Source organism: Citrobacter sp. RHB20-C16 (genome assembly GCF_013890155.1).
Lineage (GTDB): Bacteria > Pseudomonadota > Gammaproteobacteria > Enterobacterales > Enterobacteriaceae > Citrobacter_A > Citrobacter_A amalonaticus.
In genome coordinates this window covers 4,236,095-4,252,951 of the sequence record NZ_CP057630.1, presented here as the reverse complement: position 1 = coordinate 4,252,951, position 16,857 = coordinate 4,236,095, and the positions used below count along the sequence as shown (strand labels likewise).

The window sequence follows — 16,857 nt, the reverse complement described above, 5'->3', positions numbered from 1 at the left end:
GACCTGGCAGACCCCGGCACGATGAATTAACGTACGCGGATAAAGCTGCCGTCAGGTTGACGAGTAAACAGTACCTGCTGATTGTTGCCGGTGTCGATAGTCAGTCCGGTCACCACGCCATTCGCGTTCTGGCGAATTTGCACCATCTGCCCACTCTGGAGAGTGCTTAGCGGTTTCCCCGCACCTTCAACCTGCGCCATCGCATAAACATCTGTAGGTGGCAGTCCGTGGTCGCGGAACAGTTGTGCCATGGTTTTACCGGGCTCTACGCGATAGGAGCGCCATTGCTGCTCAATGCCGCTATCCTGCTGGAAAGGCTGGGGTTGCGGTTGCTGTGACTGAGGTTGCTCTTCCGGTTGCCCTTCCTGAATGGGTTCCGGCGCAACGGGAGCGACTTGGCCTGGATCGTTTTGCGGGGCCACAAGCTGGGCCTGAAGCTGCGCTTCCGTCGGGGGTTGAGACTGCGACTGGAGATCCAGTTGCGCGTTACGGGTTACCGCTGGCGTATCGTTCGTGTCGCTTGAGGGGAGAAGGAAACCGACGACCAGCACAATCGCTGCAATGATAATGCCGCGGCGATGCATAGACGGAAGCGGATCCATAATGCGAAAATTGTCCGGTGCATGCCAGATTTTCGCCAGGGTTGGTTTTAATTCAAAGCGCCCGGGCATGGCTTTCCTCCTGCTCCGCGTCTCGTTCCTCAATCATAGAGTATAGACAGCTAACGCTATGATGTTCGTGATATTCCCCGTTTTTGGCACATATACAGGGGGATATCCCTATTGTTTCTTTTTCGTCGTGATTTGTCATCCACCCCGAGACAACATTTTACCGGGAGAAGCCTGGCTGTTATGCTGCCCGCTACTTTTTTATATCCGATGAAAGGAAATACGATGGCAACCCCGACTTTTGACACTATCGAAGCGCAAGCAAGCTACGGCATTGGTTTGCAGGTAGGACAGCAACTGAGCGAATCCGGACTGGAAGGGCTGTTGCCTGAAGCGCTGGTTGCCGGTATTGCTGACGCGCTGGAAGGCAAGCAGCCAGCCGTGCCGGTTGATGTGGTACACCGCGCGCTGCGCGAGATCCATGAACGTGCGGATGCCGTACGTCGCGAACGCTTCCAGGCGATGGCCGCAGATGGCGTGAAATATCTGGAAGAAAACCGTGAGAAAGACGGTGTGAACAGCACGGAATCTGGTCTGCAATTCCGCGTCCTGACTCAGGGCGAAGGCGCTATCCCGGCTCGTACTGACCGCGTTCGTGTGCACTACACCGGTAAACTGATCGACGGTACCGTCTTTGACAGCTCTGTTGCGCGCGGCGAACCGGCTGAATTCCCGGTAAACGGCGTGATTCCTGGCTGGATTGAAGCGCTGACCCTGATGCCGGTTGGCTCTAAATGGGAACTGACCATTCCTCAGGAACTGGCTTACGGCGAACGTGGCGCCGGTGCGTCGATCCCGCCATTCAGCACCCTGGTGTTTGACGTCGAACTGCTGGAAATTCTGTAACTAGTCACTTCTGTTCCCCCTCCACGCCGGAGGGGGACGAAAAATGCGCAATAACGCTGCTCGATTGCCGGGTATCGGAGTTTTATCTTGCAAATGCATCAGTTGCGTGTATTTTTGTGAGCTAATTCGCGTTACCAGAGTGATATGACACTCACTTTAAACATATAATTAACATAATATCTAAATCTTAGTATTCATCCCGCCGATTCTTACCTAATATCGATAAGTCCTGAAAACAGGATCGTCGTATCATAGATGCACAACAGACGCATTAAAGGCCGCAGAGCCCGCACAACACAGACAGGTACAGGAAGAATAAAATATGGTAGATCAGGTAAAAGTCGCCGCCGACGAACAGGCTCCGACTGAACAGTCGCTACGGCGCAATCTTACAAACCGACATATTCAGCTTATCGCCATCGGCGGTGCCATTGGTACGGGCCTGTTTATGGGGTCGGGTAAAACGATCAGTCTCGCCGGGCCGTCGATCATTTTTGTTTATATGATCATTGGTTTTATGCTTTTTTTCGTGATGCGCGCAATGGGAGAATTGCTGCTCTCGAATCTGGAATACAAATCTTTTAGCGACTTTGCTTCGGATCTGCTGGGACCGTGGGCAGGTTATTTCACCGGCTGGACCTACTGGTTCTGTTGGGTGGTGACCGGGATGGCGGATGTCGTCGCTATTACGGCCTACGCGCAGTTCTGGTTCCCCGGTCTTTCCGACTGGGTCGCCTCGCTGGCGGTGGTGATCCTGCTGCTGAGCCTTAACCTTGCCACCGTGAAAATGTTCGGTGAGATGGAGTTCTGGTTCGCGATGATCAAAATCGTCGCTATCGTGTCGCTGATTATCGTCGGCCTGGTGATGATTGCCATGCACTTCCAGTCGCCAACCGGTGTGGAAGCGTCGTTTGCTCACCTGTGGAATGATGGCGGCTGGTTCCCGAAAGGCATTAGCGGCTTCTTTGCCGGTTTCCAGATTGCCGTGTTCGCCTTTGTCGGGATCGAACTGGTCGGGACGACGGCGGCGGAAACGAAAGATCCGGAGAAATCGCTGCCGCGCGCCATTAACTCGATTCCGATTCGTATCATCATGTTTTACGTCTTTGCGCTGATCGTCATCATGTCCGTAACGCCGTGGAGTTCAGTGGTGCCGGATAAGAGTCCGTTCGTTGAGTTGTTCGTGCTGGTGGGTCTGCCTGCCGCTGCGAGCGTGATTAACTTCGTGGTCCTGACGTCCGCTGCTTCCTCTGCAAACAGTGGCGTGTTCTCTACCAGCCGTATGCTGTTTGGTCTGGCGCAGGAAGGCGTGGCACCGAAAGCATTCGCTAAGCTGTCTAAACGCGCGGTTCCGGCGAAAGGGCTGACCTTCTCCTGTATCTGCCTGCTGGGCGGAGTCGTGATGCTGTATGTTAACCCAAGCGTGATTGGCGCGTTCACCATGATCACGACAGTGTCGGCGATCTTGTTTATGTTCGTCTGGACTATCATCCTGTGCTCATACCTGGTGTATCGCAAACAGCGTCCACATCTGCATGAGAAGTCAATCTACAAAATGCCGCTTGGCAAGCTGATGTGCTGGGTGTGCATGGCGTTCTTCGTCTTCGTGCTGGTACTGCTGACGCTAGAAGATGATACCCGTCAGGCGCTGCTCGTCACGCCGCTGTGGTTCATTGCGCTGGGTCTGGGCTGGTGGCTGATTGGTAAGAAGCGGATGGCAGGCGTTCGTTAAAAAAAGAGCCGCGACGCGGCTCTGCAATTACATGAATCAGGGCGCTCTCGGGCGCCTTTTTTATTCGCCTGCGAGGGCACGCGGGAACAATACATTATTTTCCAGACTAATGTGTTCCATCAGATCATCAATCATCTCATTGATGCCGTTGTACATCGCTTTCCAGGTGGTGCACGCTTCTGGTGGGATCGTTACGTTCTGGGTGGTATGTTTAATCACTTCCAGCAGTTCCCCCGCTTCATCATGCTCACTTTCCATGACGCTGATCGGCCCCATCGCCTGGCTGCCCATGCCCTGTTTGATCATCGGGAACAGGATCTGTTCCTCTTTCATCATGTGGCTTGAAAGCTCCTGATGCAGCATGGTCAGATACTTCGCCAGACCTTTTGGTACGTTGGGCTTATCAGCATGAACGCGTTCAACTTTGGTGGCTTGCAGGATCAGTTCCGGCAGTTGCTCGCGGTGTCTGTCGTGATAACGCACGATGATGTGGTCGATAATTTCGGCCAGCGGCGCGGTACGCCAGTCTTTATCGATCGGTTGTTCTGCCAGTTGTGCCAGTTGCGCTTCGATAGCATCAACGTCCAGCTCTTTACGGGCGGCAGCACGCGCCAGCGTCTGCTTACCGCCGCAGCAGTAATCCATATCGTACTTACGAAACAGGGCCGACGCGCGAGGGATAGAGAGCGCCAGTTCACCTAAAGGTTGATCGCGATAAGCCATAGCCGTTACCTCATTCTCAATAATATAAGGTGCATTTTAAATACATCTTTCATCGGGCGCTATAACCCTTTCGAGGGGGGACGGATTAACGGCCTGGCTCTGAAAGCGGAATGACGCGTGGTTTTTCCGGTTTTGCTCTGACTGCCACCACCACGCCGATAACCAGCAAAGCAATACCGCTGAGCGTCAGCACAGGGGGAAGGGTCTGGCGCAAGATGAAGGTGTACAGCAAACCCGCCAGCGTTTCGAACACGATCAATGGGCCGAGGATCACCGTCGGTAATCGCTGGCTGGCAATGTTCCAGCACAGCGCGCCTACCCATGAGCACAGCACCGCAATCGCCACCATTAGGCCTACAAACACCGCAGGGCGCGGGCCGAACGGCAGGGCGAAGTCGGGCATTTTCCCATGCAGCCAGAAGCAGGCGACGAGGTAGCCCAGCAGCGAAACGGGCAGGGTTACCAGCGCCTGCGCCGTCGCCCACATCATCGGGTGTTTTTCCGGGTTCTCCCGCAGCCAGCGGGCATTACGCAGCGCATACCAGGCCCAGCACACCACTGATACCAGCGCCAACGCGATGCCGGAACCGTAGCGCCAGCCGCTAAAATCAGGCAAGCCCTGGTTGAGTTCCGCAATGTTCACGCACAGCAATCCGATGCCTATCAGCAGCAGTGCTGGGGCCAGCCGTAGCCAGGAGAGCCTGCCATCGCGCTGGCTGTACAGCAGGTTGGCAAATACCGGAATGACGACCGGCAGCGTGCCGATGATCATCGTTGAGACCGGTGCGCCGGTGCGCTGAATGGCGCTGGCAAGGCAGACGTAATAAATCAAGTTGCCCATCATGGTCAGCGCCAGCGCGGTCAGCCAGTCTTTCGCCGAAAGCTGCCGCAGGCGCACACGTCCGAGCCATGCCAGCGGCAGGGCAATCAAGCCTAATGCCAGATAACGCCCCATCGACTGCAGCACCGCCGGATATTCCGGCACGATCAACGGTCCGACAAAAATCAGTCCCCACATCAACCCTGCCAGCAGGGCGTACAACACACCGCTAATCATGCTTTACATCCACATCGTTAAACATGACGAAAAGTGTAGGCAGGGAACCGGGGCGCGTATTGTATGAGCTTGCGCATTAGCGCGAATAAACCTGCTTTTGATAGCGCACGGGAGTGATGCCGTAGCGATGGGTAAAGGCGCGGGTGAGATGGGATTGATCGGTCAGGCCGGTCGCGGCGGCAACGTCCGCAGCGGGCATACCGAGAGTCAGAAAACCTTTTGCCCGCCACAGACGGATCGCCATCAGCATCTGGTGTGGCGTCACGTGGAAATGGGCTTTGAACTGACGTTGAAAGTGCCAGGGGCTTAGCGAGGCAACGCGTGCCAGTTCATCGAGGGTGACCGGCCGCATGTAGTTGTCATGTAAATAGTCGCGCACGCGCTCAAAGCGATGCGCGCCTTCCCGTGGCGCCGGGGCATGACGAGCCAGCGGCTGGAAGGTGTCGATCAGATCCAGCAACAATCCTTTTTGCGCTAAAGGATCGTCAGTGTGCCATAGTCCGTGGATCAGCGAACAAATCTGACGGGAGCGGCGCGGATCGTGACGCGTGACGTCGTGAAACCACCAGTGACGAATGCCGGTCACCTCTTCCAGCAGGTCGGGCTCCAGATAGATCATCCGGTAACGCCAACCGTCGGCGGTTTCGGCCTCGCCGGTATGCAGCTCATCCGGATTCATCGTCACGACCGAGTGGGCTGGGGCAACGTACTGCGTGCCACGATAGCGAAAGCGCTCGGCACCGGCTTCTATCGCGCCAATGCCGAACGCTTCGTGGGTGTGTGGCTCAAAGGCGTAGCGTGAAATATGCGCGTGATACAACTCAACGCCAGGCACCTGCGCCAGATGGCGAAAGCGGGCGCTGTCTTTTTCATCGCTAAACTGCTCGGGTACACCTTGCACGTTGTCTCTCCCCACGCATCGTCCTGTCATTATCAGAGAGGATGCGCGGGGATGCCACCATAATTAACCGATTTTTAACACTTACAGAATACCGTTGACGCTTTCGGCCAGCGACGTGGTCGGACGACCAATCAGCTTGCTCAGCGTGTGGCTGTCATCGAACAGACCGCCTTTGGATGCCCCGATGTCTGAATCGGCCAGCATCTCCGCCAGTCCTGCTGGCAAACCGACCCCTTTCAGCGCGGCGGCGAAATCGGCTTCGCTCATGTTCTGATAAACGACAGGTTTGCCACTCTGTTTACTCAGTTCTGCGGCCAACTGGCTTAGTGTCCAGGATTCATCACCCGCCAGTTCATACACTTTCCCGGCATGGCCTTCGGTGCTGATGACCTGTGCGGCGGCAGCGGCGTAATCCGCACGCGTTGCACTGGCAATTCTGCCCTCGCCCGCCGCACCGATAAATACGCCATGCTCCAGCGCAGCAGGGGCGCTGGCGAGATAGTTTTCGGTATACCAGCTGTTACGCAACAGCGCGTAGGCAATACCGGAGTCAGCCAGCATCTTCTCGGTATCGACGTGTTCAACGTGCAAAGCGAGGGGAGAGCGGTCGGCATGCAACAGGCTGGTGTAGGCGATAAATTTCACTTTCGCCGCCTTTGCCGCATTAATAACGTTACGGTGCTGAGCGGCACGCTGGCCGACTTCGCTGGAGGAGATCAACAGCAGCTTGTCCACACCCTGTAACGCCTGGGTAAATGCCGCTTCGTCACTGTAATCCGCCTGACGTACGGTGATTCCCTGTTGGCTTAACGCGGTGGCCTTCGCCGGGTTGCGAACGATGGCCACAATCTGGCTGGCAGGAACGGTTTTCAGTAGGTTCTCAATAACGTGTTGGCCCAGTTGGCCCGTCGCGCCGGTAATAGCAATCATGAGGTGACTCCTTCTTAATGTGTCGCTTGTGTTTTATAAAGCTAGCACCTAAACTTACTTTTAGTAAGTACGTACAAAAAGGTAAGTATAAGATGAGTGCATCGACTCTTTCTCAACAACTGCGTGACGGCAATTTGTTCGCCGAACAATGCCCGTCGCGTGAGGTGTTAAAGCATGTGACCAGTCGCTGGGGCGTCTTGATCCTGGTGGCGCTACGTGACGGCACACATCGCTTCAGCGATTTGCGGCGTAAAATGGGCGGCGTGAGCGAGAAGATGCTGGCGCAGTCGTTGCAGGCGCTGGAGCAGGATGGGTTTATCAACCGGGTTTCGTATCCGGTCGTGCCGCCGCACGTGGAATACAGTTTGACTCCGTTGGGCGAGCAGGTCAGTGATAAAGTCGCCGCGCTGGCGGACTGGATTGAGCTGAATTTGCCGCAGGTGTTAGCACAACGGGAAGAACGGGCGGCGTAAAACGTTGCCGGATGGCGGGATGTCATCCGGCATTAACGTTACTTGCTTAAATCCATCTGATAAATTGCGAAACCGATCTCATCGGTCGCCACTTTTTGCATCGGGTACTGGCCTTTCTCTTTGATAAACTCAGCGGCTTTATCCCCCGGCGAGGTTTCGAAGCGGATATCCAGTTTTTTCTCACTGTGAATCGGCGCCAGACGCCAGTTGTTATCGGCCGCCGGATGAATTTCCCCGACGCGTTGAGATTCCGCGCCAATCCATGCCGCCAGCACCGAGCGATTCTCATCCGGTGACGCAAAGGCAATATGGTTGTCGCCGGTTCCGGCAAACTTACCGCCATAGGCGCGATAGTTATTGGTAGCGACCAGGAAAGTGGCATTTGGGTCAATCGGCTTGCCGTTGAAGGTCAGATTTTTAATCCTTTCTGCGGACGGATTTACCGTCTGGCATTCACCGTCATAGCGTGCGGGCTGTGAGACATCAATCTGGTATTCCACGCCGTCGATCACATCGAAGTTATAGGTACGAAACCCATCCCAGTTGATGAGCGACTGCGGTTTGCTGCTGGTGATATCAATCTGATTAAACTGTCCGGCTGAGCACTCCAGCCACTCTTTCACCTCTTTACCACTGGCTTTAACGACCACCAGGGTATTCGGGTACAGGTAAAGGTCAGCGGCATTGCGGAAGGTCAACGGGCCTTTTTCGACTTCGACAAAACTGGCCGGATCGTTCTTGCGTCCGCCAACTTTAAACGGAGCGGCGGCGGAAAGCACCGGCAGTTTCGCCAGATCCGGATCGCCCTGAATGAAATGTTCGACATAGGCTTTCTGTGCGTTATTGACCACCTGAACGGTCGGATCGTCCTGCACCAGCGCCAGATAGCTGTACATGTTATCTGCGGATTTGCCGATCGGCTGGCTGACAAATTCGCGCGTCGCGTCGTGGTCGGCTTTCAGAATCTCCGCCAGTTTGCTGTCTTCGGCAGCGAGTGATTTCTTCGCAGCGGTGTCGTAAATGGGGCGCGCTTCGGCTTTGGCCTGCGTTACCTGCCATTTGCCGCTGTCGTTATTGAGCACCAGATCCACCACGCCCAGATGATCGCCCCACATGCCTGGCATCACCGCCGGCACGCCGTTCAGCGTCCCTTTTGCGATATCCGCACCTTTGATGTTGGCAAAGTCTTTACCGGGGAAGACCGCGTGGGCATGACCAAACATAATGGCATCCACGCCGGGCACTTCACTGAGATAATAAACCGAGTTCTCGGCCATGCTCTGGTACGGGTCAGCAGAGAGTCCTGAATGCGCGATCACCACCACCACATCGGCCCCTTTTTCACGCATTTCTGGGACATAGCGACGTGCGGTTTCGGTAATGTCGTTAACCGTCACTTTGCCGCTCAGGTTCGCTTTATCCCAGGTCATGATCTGCGGAGGGACAAACCCGATATAGCCGATTTTCAGCGTCTGCTTATGGCCTTCCTGATCGACGACATCCGTCTCTTTAATAAGATAAGGGGTAAACAACGGCTTTTTGGTCTTAACGTCGATGATATTGGCGTTAACGTAAGGGAATGACGCGCCTGCCAGCGCTTTTTGCAGATATTCCAGCCCGTAGTTGAACTCATGGTTACCGAGGTTACCAACCGCGTAATCCAGTGTATTCAGCGCTTTGTAGACCGGATGGATCTCGCCTTTTTTCAGTCCCTTTGCCGCCATATAATCGCCCAGCGGACTGCCCTGAATCAGATCGCCATTGTCGACCAGCACGCTGTTTTTGGCTTCATCGCGCGCAGCGTTAATTAGGCTTGCGGTGCGTACCAGTCCGAATTTTTCGGTTGCGGTATCTTTGTAATAATCGAAATCCATCATGTTGCTATGCAAATCAGTGGTTTCCATTATCCGTAGATCAACGGTCGCGGCATTCACGCTGGCCGCGATCAGCGTGGCCAGAAGCGTTGCACTAAACTTAATCATCAGAGGGCATCCTTTTAAGATCTGAAACACAGTAAAAAATGTATTTATATCTTCTTGCTTACAGAACTGTGAAGCATGCATCAGTTTAGCAAGCAAAACCGCAGACACTATCACAGTTGGCGGATTCGCTTTTGATCGGGTATAAGTAAAACAATGAGTTAAGACCACTGCCACAAATGAGGTGGAGAATGCTAGAACACGTATGCCAGCTTGCACGGAACGCGGGCGATGCCATTATGCAGGTTTATGATGGAGTCAAACCGATGGAGATTACCAGCAAGCCGGACGACTCCCCGGTGACAGCGGCCGATATCGCGGCGCACGCGGTGATTCTTGAAGGGTTGACGCAATTGACGCCAGATATTCCAGTGCTCTCCGAAGAGGACCCGCCAGCCTGGGACGTGCGTCGGCACTGGCAGCGCTACTGGTTAGTCGATCCGCTGGATGGCACCAAAGAGTTCATCAAACGCAACGGCGAGTTTACCGTAAATATTGCGCTTATCGAGAAGGGCAAACCGGTACTGGGCGTGGTCTACGCGCCGGTGATGAAAGTGATGTACAGCGCGGCGGACGGCAAAGCCTGGAAAGAAGAGTGCAATGTGCGCAAGCAAATTCAGGTCCGTGACGCGCGTCCGCCGCTGGTGGTGATTAGCCGCTCCCACGCAGACAACGAACTGAAAGAATATTTACAACAGCTGGGCGAGCACCAGACGACGTCGATTGGTTCGTCGCTGAAGTTCTGCCTGGTCGCGGAGGGACAGGCGCAACTGTACCCGCGCTTTGGACCGACCAACGTCTGGGACACCGCTGCGGGCCATGCTGTCGCGGCGGCAGCCGGGGCGCACGTTCACGACTGGCAGGGTAAACCGCTGGACTACACCCCGCGTGAGTCGTTCCTCAACCCCGGCTTTCGGGTCTCTATTTATTGAGCAACTTATGCAGCAGGGTAATCACCTGCTGCACCTCTTCCTGGGTGAGCGCCCCGTCTTTTGCCCACTGTACGCGACCGTCTTTATCAAGCACCGCGATAGCAGAGCTCTCTTCATCCAGTTGCCAGGCTTTACGGGCCACGCCGTTGCTGTCGACAATAAACTGCGACCACGGGTAGAGCTTCTTATTGCTCTCGAGGCTGCTGCGCACAAACATACCGGAGCCAGGAATCGCGTCGTCAGTGTTGACGATCGTCGTGGTCTGGTAAACGTCATGGGGCAGTTTTGCTGCTTTGATCGCTTCAATCAGCGTCGCATTTTTTTCTTTCGCAGAGGTGCGTCCGGCGATGTGCTGAAGGATTCGCACCTTCCCGGGCAACTGTGCGCTGTTCCAGCTTTTATAGCTGAACTTATCATTTTCAAGAATCAATTCGCCGCGATCCGCAATCCCTACCGGCGGGACGCGCTGGCCCGTTTCGAAGCTATGCGCGGAGGCCATCATTGGCGCTAACAGGCACGCCAGCGCGAGAATCTTACGTAAGGTCATGGTGTTTCCTTCTTATTGTTTGCAGGTGATCCGACCACTTAGGTCTGATTTTTAATCATATGTGCGAATGATGCTTTTTCCCGCAAGAGTGATGCCAGTTTGCGGACGGGCGCACAAATCCTGCGAAAAACGAAGGCTTATACTGAGGACCGCACCCTGATTCAGAGATGATTCTGATTAACTGTAATGAAAAGGTAAATAAACTTATACGCGCTGGAAACATCGTACAGATAGTCTATAGTCAAATGGCATTAAATTTTGCGCCTTAGAACGGTTGGACCGATTGTGGGACCACAAGGGCGTGACTTAAGCAGGAGATAACAATGAAAATTTTCCAACGGTACAACCCACTGCAAGTGGCGAAGTACGTGAAGATCCTGTTCCGTGGACGGTTATATATCAAGGACGTTGGCGCTTTTGAGTTTGATAAGGGCAAGATTCTTATCCCAAAAGTGAAGGATAAACAGCATCTGTCTGTGATGTCCGAAGTTAACCGTCAGGTTCTGCGTCTGCAAACTGAGATGGCTTAACCAAAGTGCTATGCAGTAGTTTAAAAAACGGCTCCCATTGGGAGCCGTTGATGTTTCTGGAGCAGGCAGAATAAGCGAATACTACGCTTTAACGTCTCCCTGAACGTCCGGCAGTTTCGGCACCAGTACGCTTGGTTTACTGTCCAGGCGGGTCACCAGCAACTGATCGATACGGTAGTTATCGATATCCACCACTTCGAATTTGTAGCCCGAGAACTTCACGGAATCGGTCCGTTTCGGGATTTTACGCAGCATGAACATCATAAAGCCGCCAATCGTTTCGTAGTTACCTGATTGCGGGAACTCGTCGATATCCAGCACGCGCATCACGTCATCGATCGGCGTACCGCCGTCAATCAGCCAGGAGTTCTCGTCGCGCGCCACAATCTGCTCTTCCAGACCCTGGCCGACCAGATCGCCCATTAGCGTGGTCATCACATCATTCAACGTGATGATCCCCACGACCAGCGCGTATTCGTTCATGATCACCGCAAAGTCTTCACCGGCGGTTTTGAAGCTTTCCAGCGCTTCAGAAAGAGTCAGCGTATCTGGAACAATCAGGGTGTTGCGGATCTGCACGCCGCTGTTCAGCGCCATGCTCTGATTCGCCAGAACACGATTCAGTAAATCTTTCGAGTCAACGTAACCAATGATGTGGTCAATATCTTCGTTACAGACAAGAAACTTGGAGTGCGGATGTTCCGCCACTTTGTTTTTCAGGCTCTGCTCGTCTTCATGCAGATCGAACCAGATCACGTTTTCACGCGACGTCATCGATGACGGCACAGTGCGCGACTCCAGCTCAAACACGTTCTCAATCAGCTCATGTTCCTGTTTACGCAATACGCCTGCGAGCGCGCCAGCTTCCACTACCGCATAAATATCATCAGACGTGATGTCATCCTTGCGCACCATCGGCAATTTGAAAATGCGAAAGATCACGTTCGCCAACCCGTTGAAGAACCACACCAGCGGCGTGAAAACAAACAGACAGAAGCGCATCGGGTTGATGATACGCAAAGCCACAGCTTCTGGTGCAATCATACCGATGCGTTTCGGGGTTAAGTCCGCGAAGAGGATAAACATACCGGTGACCAGCGAGAAGGAGAGAATAAAGCTCAACTGCTCAGAGAGTTCCGGCGACATATAGCGAGAGAATAACGAGTTAAAAGCGGGGGAAAATGCGGCGTCACCGACGATACCGCCAAGTATGGCGACCGCGTTCAGACCGATTTGCACCACCGTGAAGAACATCCCCGGGTTTTCCTGCATTTTCAACACGCGTTGCGCATTGAGATTGCCTTCATCGGCCAGCAGTTTGAGCTTAATTTTACGTGAGGCAGCAAGTGAGATCTCGGATATCGAGAAGAACGCACTCACAGCGATCAGGCAAAGAATAATGAAAATACTGTTTAACATATCTTATCCGGCGTCACGCCAGATCCTCGGAAGGGAAGTTGATAAATCCATGTGGTAAAACTTAATGAAAACCGGCCCGTGGAGGTGAGCCGGTAAGTTCAGGGGCTAGTATAGCGTAAGGGCGGGGCAGGCCGCTAGCGGTGGGTAAACGTCGATCTCTTTCTGTTGGCAAGTGAGAAAACCATCAGCGATAAATCATATCAAATGTCGCCGTTGCGTTGACGTCTCCGGCCTTGATGGCATCGCTCAGACGAATCAGCCACGCCTGAAAAGGCAAGGTAATCGTCGTTGAATCTGCATTGCTCAGTAAATAAACCTCTTTTCCGAAGGTGACGGGCTGGTAGTTATACATCACTTGTACGCCAACACCGCGAGCGGAGGAACTCTGATTAGGATTATCCAACGCCAACGTCTTTTTTTGACCGTCGGTGGTGGTGCCGTCAAATTTTATGTTCACATTCGTGCCCTGTTCGCAATTAAGAACAATATCAAAGCTTACGGGAGAGGTGGTGTTGCCGGAACGAGGAAGTGATGTGATAGCAATCCCCTGTGATCCTGTTAATGGGACGGTAATATCTTTGGTTTCAATATCACAGCCAACAGATTGCACGAACACCGAGGTTGGATTAAAGGACATTAAATACTGACGGGCAGAGCCAAACACACGTTCAACGCTGTAATTAGTTAAATTCAGGACACCGGTAGTAATTCGTGACCCGGTAGCAATTAATTGAACTTTAAAGTAATTTTGTTGCTTGTAAGCGTAACTCGCCTTAGCTTGCTCAGTCCCATGCGGCCAGGCCATGGGGATTAAATTGGACATATCCTGACCGGCCAGGATTTTTATACCAATGCCAGGATTGTTCGTTTCATAAACATAGGAAGTAGAAATGTCACTTACCGGTGTCTTTGCTGATTGATAGCCTGATTCAACCACTTGATCAGTATAACAATAGATATCCGCCATAGTGGAGGCAGTGATAACGGGGCTTTCCCAAAGAATAGTATCTGCCGGGTTAGTATAATTTAACCTTAATGCAGGTATATTGATTTGCTGTAAAACGGTACTTGTACCGTTCCTCAGGGTACAATCTGCCCATGCTGAGCAGGATAAAGATATTGCACAGACACTAAAGAAAATACGCAGTATCCAGGTCAGTATAAAACGTGAAATCATAATTAATCCGTAAAGTAGTAACGCTAAATCATATCGAATGTCGCCGTTGCGTTGACATCTACGGTCTTAATAGCGCGGTTAAGTCTATTAAACAGGTCTGACAGGACAAGGTCACTTGTGTTGTTATGTGAGTTAATAAATTATATTGTCCAATGAAATAAACAGGTTGGATATTGGATGGAATTTGAATACCGCCCCCTTGAGCTGAGGAGGGTATATCAACATTATCTAAATGAAGCATAGTGTATTTTCCATTTATCGTCGTACTATTAAATTTTATGCTGGTACGGATCATTTTCAGACAGGTAACATTAATATCGGACGCGTACCGGTGTTGTGGTATCTCCATGAGGAGAAAGAGACGTTATCACGGCAGCACGGACTCATTCTTTATTTCGCATCTTGTCACCTGGCAATATTAATGGCATTCCAGCGAGAGGCGCATTACGGTCGCTTCGCTGTCAGCGCTTTCGGATAATGAGGGGACGTGCGTCTCACAAGTATGATCACTGCCATTTCCCCATAGGGCCACCAGTTTCATCCCTTTGGAGACACCGGTGATATAAACCTGACCGTGATCGTCGACGAGGCTGGTTGGGTTCTCTTCCTCTTGCGGGGTTGAGACCAGAGCGCCAAAGGGAACAGTACTATTACCGTGCAGCAATGTAAAAAGCACACGTGCTCCGCTGCGCACTTTATAATCCGCGAGAGCCACTGCACCACGAGTCGGTACGACAGTTTTTACCGGATCGCTAATATCACTATTTCTACTGCCACTGGTATTCAGCGATATAGTGTTTTGCCGATAGGGATTACTGTAAGGAACTACGGCATAACCACGTTTATCCGTATAAATACCTGATGCGCCGCTGACGTTAATATTTGCGGCACCGGGTGCGCGAACTAATGTCATGGTTTCCGGTAAGGTTTGCGCTAAGGTTACACCAAAAGGATGAGCGATTATGCCGCTCTGTGCACTGTAATTCACGCGCTGACTATTATTATCATAACTGTAACCACCGCTCAGTGTACCGGATGAGCCGCGATAAGCGGCATTCATGCTGCCGCTTGTTGCGTTGTTCTGCTCTGAGTATGACTGTTGTATATTGTAAGTTAAGTTATTGTCTTTCAGCGCAATGCCATTAATACCAAGCTGGTGTCCCGCATTGCCTTGCTGTGAAGAGTTAAGTGCATAAGTCGCCCAGGTTTGCGGCAACCATTTATCCAATGGAATACCAATGGTTAATAAATATTGCGTATCCGTTTGGCTGGTGGGCATCTGCGTTTGTGACGCGTTAAATGAGTACGAAACATTATTGAGCATCACGTTATAGCCTAACGTGAAATTACGCTCAGACTTATTCAGTTTCCAGTAATCCTGCTGATAAGCCGACAGATATAAGCTACCCCATTCTCCCAATGCTTGACTGATGTTGATTTGTGCACGGCTCCGGCGGTTATAGAGATCTCTGTAGGAGTACATATCATCGGCTATATCCGCTGAGTCTCGATGGTTAAGTGTTTCCGCAAAAGTGTAAAAATTTGCAGAAGAATAGCGATAACTGGCGATAGTCAGGTTAGTGTTAGTCGCATCTATGTTTTTCGCATACTGAAGACGGTATGACATACCGGTTTCATTTTGATCATCATTAAGCTGGCTTTTGGCCTGAGTGGCATCAAAAGAAATTGAGCCCACAGCGTGCAAATCCATACCAATACCCAGAGCAGCAGACTGATATATATCGGCACCAATCAGCCCACCATAGACAGTCATTCCCCATGGCATACCATAAATAAGCTGAGCCTGGCCGAAATCAGGCGCGTCGGAAACATCATTGCTCTGATATTTGCCGTAGGCCACGCTATAACTATAACTGCCACTACGCAGCATGACCGGTAAGGAGGAAGACGATTGGGTAAAAGTATGTTCGCTGCCGTCAACTTCGGTCACGATAACGTCGAAGTCACTCCCGGATGAAACCTGATTAATATCCCGAATTTCAAACGTGCCAGGAGCGACGTAGGTTTCGTAAATTTTATAGCCATTTTGTTTGATGGTGACTTTAGCATCACTGTGCGCGATACCACGAATCAGCGGCGCAAATCCTTGCTCGCTATAAGGATGCATAGTGGAATCAGAATAGACTCTGACGCCGCGAAACTGAATGCTATCAAAAATGTCCGAAGGTGTGCTGCTGTCCCCGGCTAAAAATTGGCTGCGCAACGTTTTAATATCATGCGTCAACGTTGTTGAAAGCTCGTCCCACTTTTCGCCGGAATAGTTCGATACATTGCGCAGCCGCCATCCGCCAAGATTAGCACCCGAGTTTAAACTTAAAAAATTACTGTTTGTATTTCCGTCGCTACTGTTTCGGGCGTACAACTGTGATCCACTATAATAGTAGCCTAACAGGAGGGCAGGTAAGCCATCATCCCATAATTCGGGTGAGACCGCGTCTTTCGCTTCCTGATTTAAGGCTATCTGTGGTACGCGGATATCCAGACGCTGCGTTTTCTCGCTATAGGTATAACTGGCACCGTCTATATATTGCCCAATATTCCCAATGGTGTCTTCGTCCTTCACTTTTTGAAAGCCTGAGAGCACATCAACGTTGACACCGTAACGACGTAAATCTGCTTTGGTGAGAGCAGGAACAAGTCGGTTTCTATCTGTAGAGAGTTTGTAGTTGATTTCTTTTTTCTCTACATAATTAGAATTAAAATAAATAGTTGATAAAAAACTGCCTTCCAGCATTTCGTTATCGGCAATATACTTTTGCAGGATATTGCTGTCGGCGAGTGGCGTATCATGGCTTAAGGCGTTCAGATTAAACTGGTCTTCCGCAACGGCATAAGTGCTCAAGAGCATTACCGCTAAGGCTAATGCAGAATAAGCAAACCTTTCCGAACGATTTTGACTGCTTATATCGCCTCTGGCCATTC

The 16,857-nt window shown here is 51.9% G+C and carries 15 protein-coding genes; 5 read left to right on the top strand and 10 right to left on the bottom strand.

Features of this window, described 5'->3' with window-relative positions:
* Positions 1-26 precede the first annotated feature (26 nt).
* Positions 27-671 (bottom strand): OapA family protein, encoded by a 645-nt coding sequence (locus HVX64_RS20355; protein WP_044257216.1) that lies wholly within the window; start codon positions 669-671, stop codon positions 27-29.
* A gap of 222 nt (positions 672-893) precedes the next feature.
* On the opposite strand from HVX64_RS20355, the gene fklB reads away from it, so the two are divergent.
* Positions 894-1,514, top strand: a complete 621-nt coding sequence (gene fklB, locus HVX64_RS20350) for an FKBP-type peptidyl-prolyl cis-trans isomerase (protein ID WP_042999195.1) — start codon at positions 894-896, stop codon at positions 1,512-1,514.
* Positions 1,515-1,836: 322 nt separating this feature from the next.
* Positions 1,837-3,246 carry a D-serine/D-alanine/glycine transporter gene (gene cycA / locus HVX64_RS20345; RefSeq protein ID WP_042999196.1) on the top strand — a complete coding sequence of 470 codons (1,410 nt, stop codon included), beginning with the start codon at positions 1,837-1,839 and terminating at the stop codon, positions 3,244-3,246.
* A gap of 60 nt (positions 3,247-3,306) precedes the next feature.
* Here cycA and ytfE read toward each other — a convergent pair whose 3' ends face one another.
* The 4 genes from ytfE to HVX64_RS20325 all read right to left on the bottom strand — a co-directional run bounded on the left by ytfE (position 3,307) and on the right by HVX64_RS20325 (position 6,857).
* Positions 3,307-3,969: an iron-sulfur cluster repair protein YtfE gene (gene ytfE, locus HVX64_RS20340; protein ID WP_044257213.1), complete on the bottom strand. Its 663-nt coding sequence runs from the start codon at positions 3,967-3,969 to the stop codon at positions 3,307-3,309.
* Between the two features lie 85 nt (positions 3,970-4,054).
* Positions 4,055-5,026: a DMT family transporter gene (locus HVX64_RS20335; protein ID WP_042999198.1), complete on the bottom strand. Its 972-nt coding sequence runs from the start codon at positions 5,024-5,026 to the stop codon at positions 4,055-4,057.
* A gap of 76 nt (positions 5,027-5,102) precedes the next feature.
* The gene (locus HVX64_RS20330) at positions 5,103-5,927 is read right to left on the bottom strand and encodes an AraC family transcriptional regulator (protein WP_044257211.1); all 825 of its coding nucleotides are present in this window, start codon (positions 5,925-5,927) and stop codon (positions 5,103-5,105) included.
* Positions 5,928-6,008: 81 nt separating this feature from the next.
* Positions 6,009-6,857 (bottom strand): SDR family oxidoreductase, encoded by an 849-nt coding sequence (locus tag HVX64_RS20325; RefSeq protein WP_044257209.1) that lies wholly within the window; start codon positions 6,855-6,857, stop codon positions 6,009-6,011.
* Positions 6,858-6,949: 92 nt separating this feature from the next.
* On the opposite strand from HVX64_RS20325, the gene HVX64_RS20320 reads away from it, so the two are divergent.
* Positions 6,950-7,330 (top strand): helix-turn-helix domain-containing protein, encoded by a 381-nt coding sequence (locus HVX64_RS20320; protein WP_042321550.1) that lies wholly within the window; start codon positions 6,950-6,952, stop codon positions 7,328-7,330.
* A gap of 38 nt (positions 7,331-7,368) precedes the next feature.
* Here HVX64_RS20320 and cpdB read toward each other — a convergent pair whose 3' ends face one another.
* Positions 7,369-9,312, bottom strand: coding sequence for a 2',3'-cyclic-nucleotide 2'-phosphodiesterase (gene cpdB, locus HVX64_RS20315; RefSeq protein WP_044257207.1), 1,944 nt, complete (start codon positions 9,310-9,312; stop codon positions 7,369-7,371).
* A gap of 188 nt (positions 9,313-9,500) precedes the next feature.
* Between cpdB and cysQ the strand changes: the two genes are divergently transcribed.
* Positions 9,501-10,241 (top strand): 3'(2'),5'-bisphosphate nucleotidase CysQ, encoded by a 741-nt coding sequence (gene cysQ / locus HVX64_RS20310; protein WP_042999202.1) that lies wholly within the window; start codon positions 9,501-9,503, stop codon positions 10,239-10,241.
* Here the strand turns inward: cysQ and HVX64_RS20305 are convergent.
* Complete coding sequence (locus HVX64_RS20305) at positions 10,231-10,788, bottom strand: YtfJ family protein (RefSeq protein WP_042999203.1); 558 nt, start codon at positions 10,786-10,788, stop codon at positions 10,231-10,233. The genes cysQ and HVX64_RS20305 overlap by 11 nt on opposite strands.
* 323 nt (positions 10,789-11,111) lie before the next feature.
* Here HVX64_RS20305 and HVX64_RS20300 point away from each other — a divergent pair, with 323 nt between their 5' ends.
* Positions 11,112-11,318 carry a DUF1107 domain-containing protein gene (locus HVX64_RS20300; RefSeq protein WP_004857160.1) on the top strand — a complete coding sequence of 69 codons (207 nt, stop codon included), beginning with the start codon at positions 11,112-11,114 and terminating at the stop codon, positions 11,316-11,318.
* 81 nt (positions 11,319-11,399) lie between these two features.
* Here HVX64_RS20300 and HVX64_RS20295 read toward each other — a convergent pair whose 3' ends face one another.
* The 3 genes from HVX64_RS20295 to HVX64_RS20285 form a co-directional block, all read right to left on the bottom strand.
* The gene (locus tag HVX64_RS20295; protein WP_042999204.1) at positions 11,400-12,737 is read right to left on the bottom strand and encodes a hemolysin family protein; all 1,338 of its coding nucleotides are present in this window, start codon (positions 12,735-12,737) and stop codon (positions 11,400-11,402) included.
* A gap of 184 nt (positions 12,738-12,921) precedes the next feature.
* Positions 12,922-13,914 (bottom strand): fimbrial protein, encoded by a 993-nt coding sequence (locus tag HVX64_RS20290; RefSeq protein WP_081097220.1) that lies wholly within the window; start codon positions 13,912-13,914, stop codon positions 12,922-12,924.
* A 418-nt stretch (positions 13,915-14,332) separates the two neighbouring features.
* A complete protein-coding gene (locus tag HVX64_RS20285) occupies positions 14,333-16,855 on the bottom strand; it encodes a fimbria/pilus outer membrane usher protein (RefSeq protein WP_181825150.1) in 2,523 nt (840 codons plus the stop codon).
* Positions 16,856-16,857: the final 2 nt, after the last annotated feature.

Excerpts from the sequence above, each read along its gene's own strand:
- HVX64_RS20355 (WP_044257216.1), bottom strand. The coding sequence starts at position 671 with ATGCCCGGGCGCTTTGAATTAAAACCAACCCTGGCGAAAATCTGGCAT.
- fklB (WP_042999195.1), top strand. The coding sequence starts at position 894 with ATGGCAACCCCGACTTTTGACACTATCGAAGCGCAAGCAAGCTACGGC.
- cycA (WP_042999196.1), top strand. The coding sequence starts at position 1,837 with ATGGTAGATCAGGTAAAAGTCGCCGCCGACGAACAGGCTCCGACTGAA.
- ytfE (WP_044257213.1), bottom strand. The coding sequence starts at position 3,969 with ATGGCTTATCGCGATCAACCTTTAGGTGAACTGGCGCTCTCTATCCCT.
- HVX64_RS20335 (WP_042999198.1), bottom strand. The coding sequence starts at position 5,026 with ATGATTAGCGGTGTGTTGTACGCCCTGCTGGCAGGGTTGATGTGGGGA.
- HVX64_RS20325 (WP_044257209.1), bottom strand. The coding sequence starts at position 6,857 with ATGATTGCTATTACCGGCGCGACGGGCCAACTGGGCCAACACGTTATT.
- HVX64_RS20320 (WP_042321550.1), top strand. The coding sequence starts at position 6,950 with ATGAGTGCATCGACTCTTTCTCAACAACTGCGTGACGGCAATTTGTTC.
- cpdB (WP_044257207.1), bottom strand. The coding sequence starts at position 9,312 with ATGATTAAGTTTAGTGCAACGCTTCTGGCCACGCTGATCGCGGCCAGC.
- cysQ (WP_042999202.1), top strand. The coding sequence starts at position 9,501 with ATGCTAGAACACGTATGCCAGCTTGCACGGAACGCGGGCGATGCCATT.
- HVX64_RS20305 (WP_042999203.1), bottom strand. The coding sequence starts at position 10,788 with ATGACCTTACGTAAGATTCTCGCGCTGGCGTGCCTGTTAGCGCCAATG.
- HVX64_RS20300 (WP_004857160.1), top strand. The coding sequence starts at position 11,112 with ATGAAAATTTTCCAACGGTACAACCCACTGCAAGTGGCGAAGTACGTG.
- HVX64_RS20295 (WP_042999204.1), bottom strand. The coding sequence starts at position 12,737 with ATGTTAAACAGTATTTTCATTATTCTTTGCCTGATCGCTGTGAGTGCG.
- HVX64_RS20290 (WP_081097220.1), bottom strand. The coding sequence starts at position 13,914 with ATGATTTCACGTTTTATACTGACCTGGATACTGCGTATTTTCTTTAGT.
- HVX64_RS20285 (WP_181825150.1), bottom strand. The coding sequence starts at position 16,855 with ATGGCCAGAGGCGATATAAGCAGTCAAAATCGTTCGGAAAGGTTTGCT.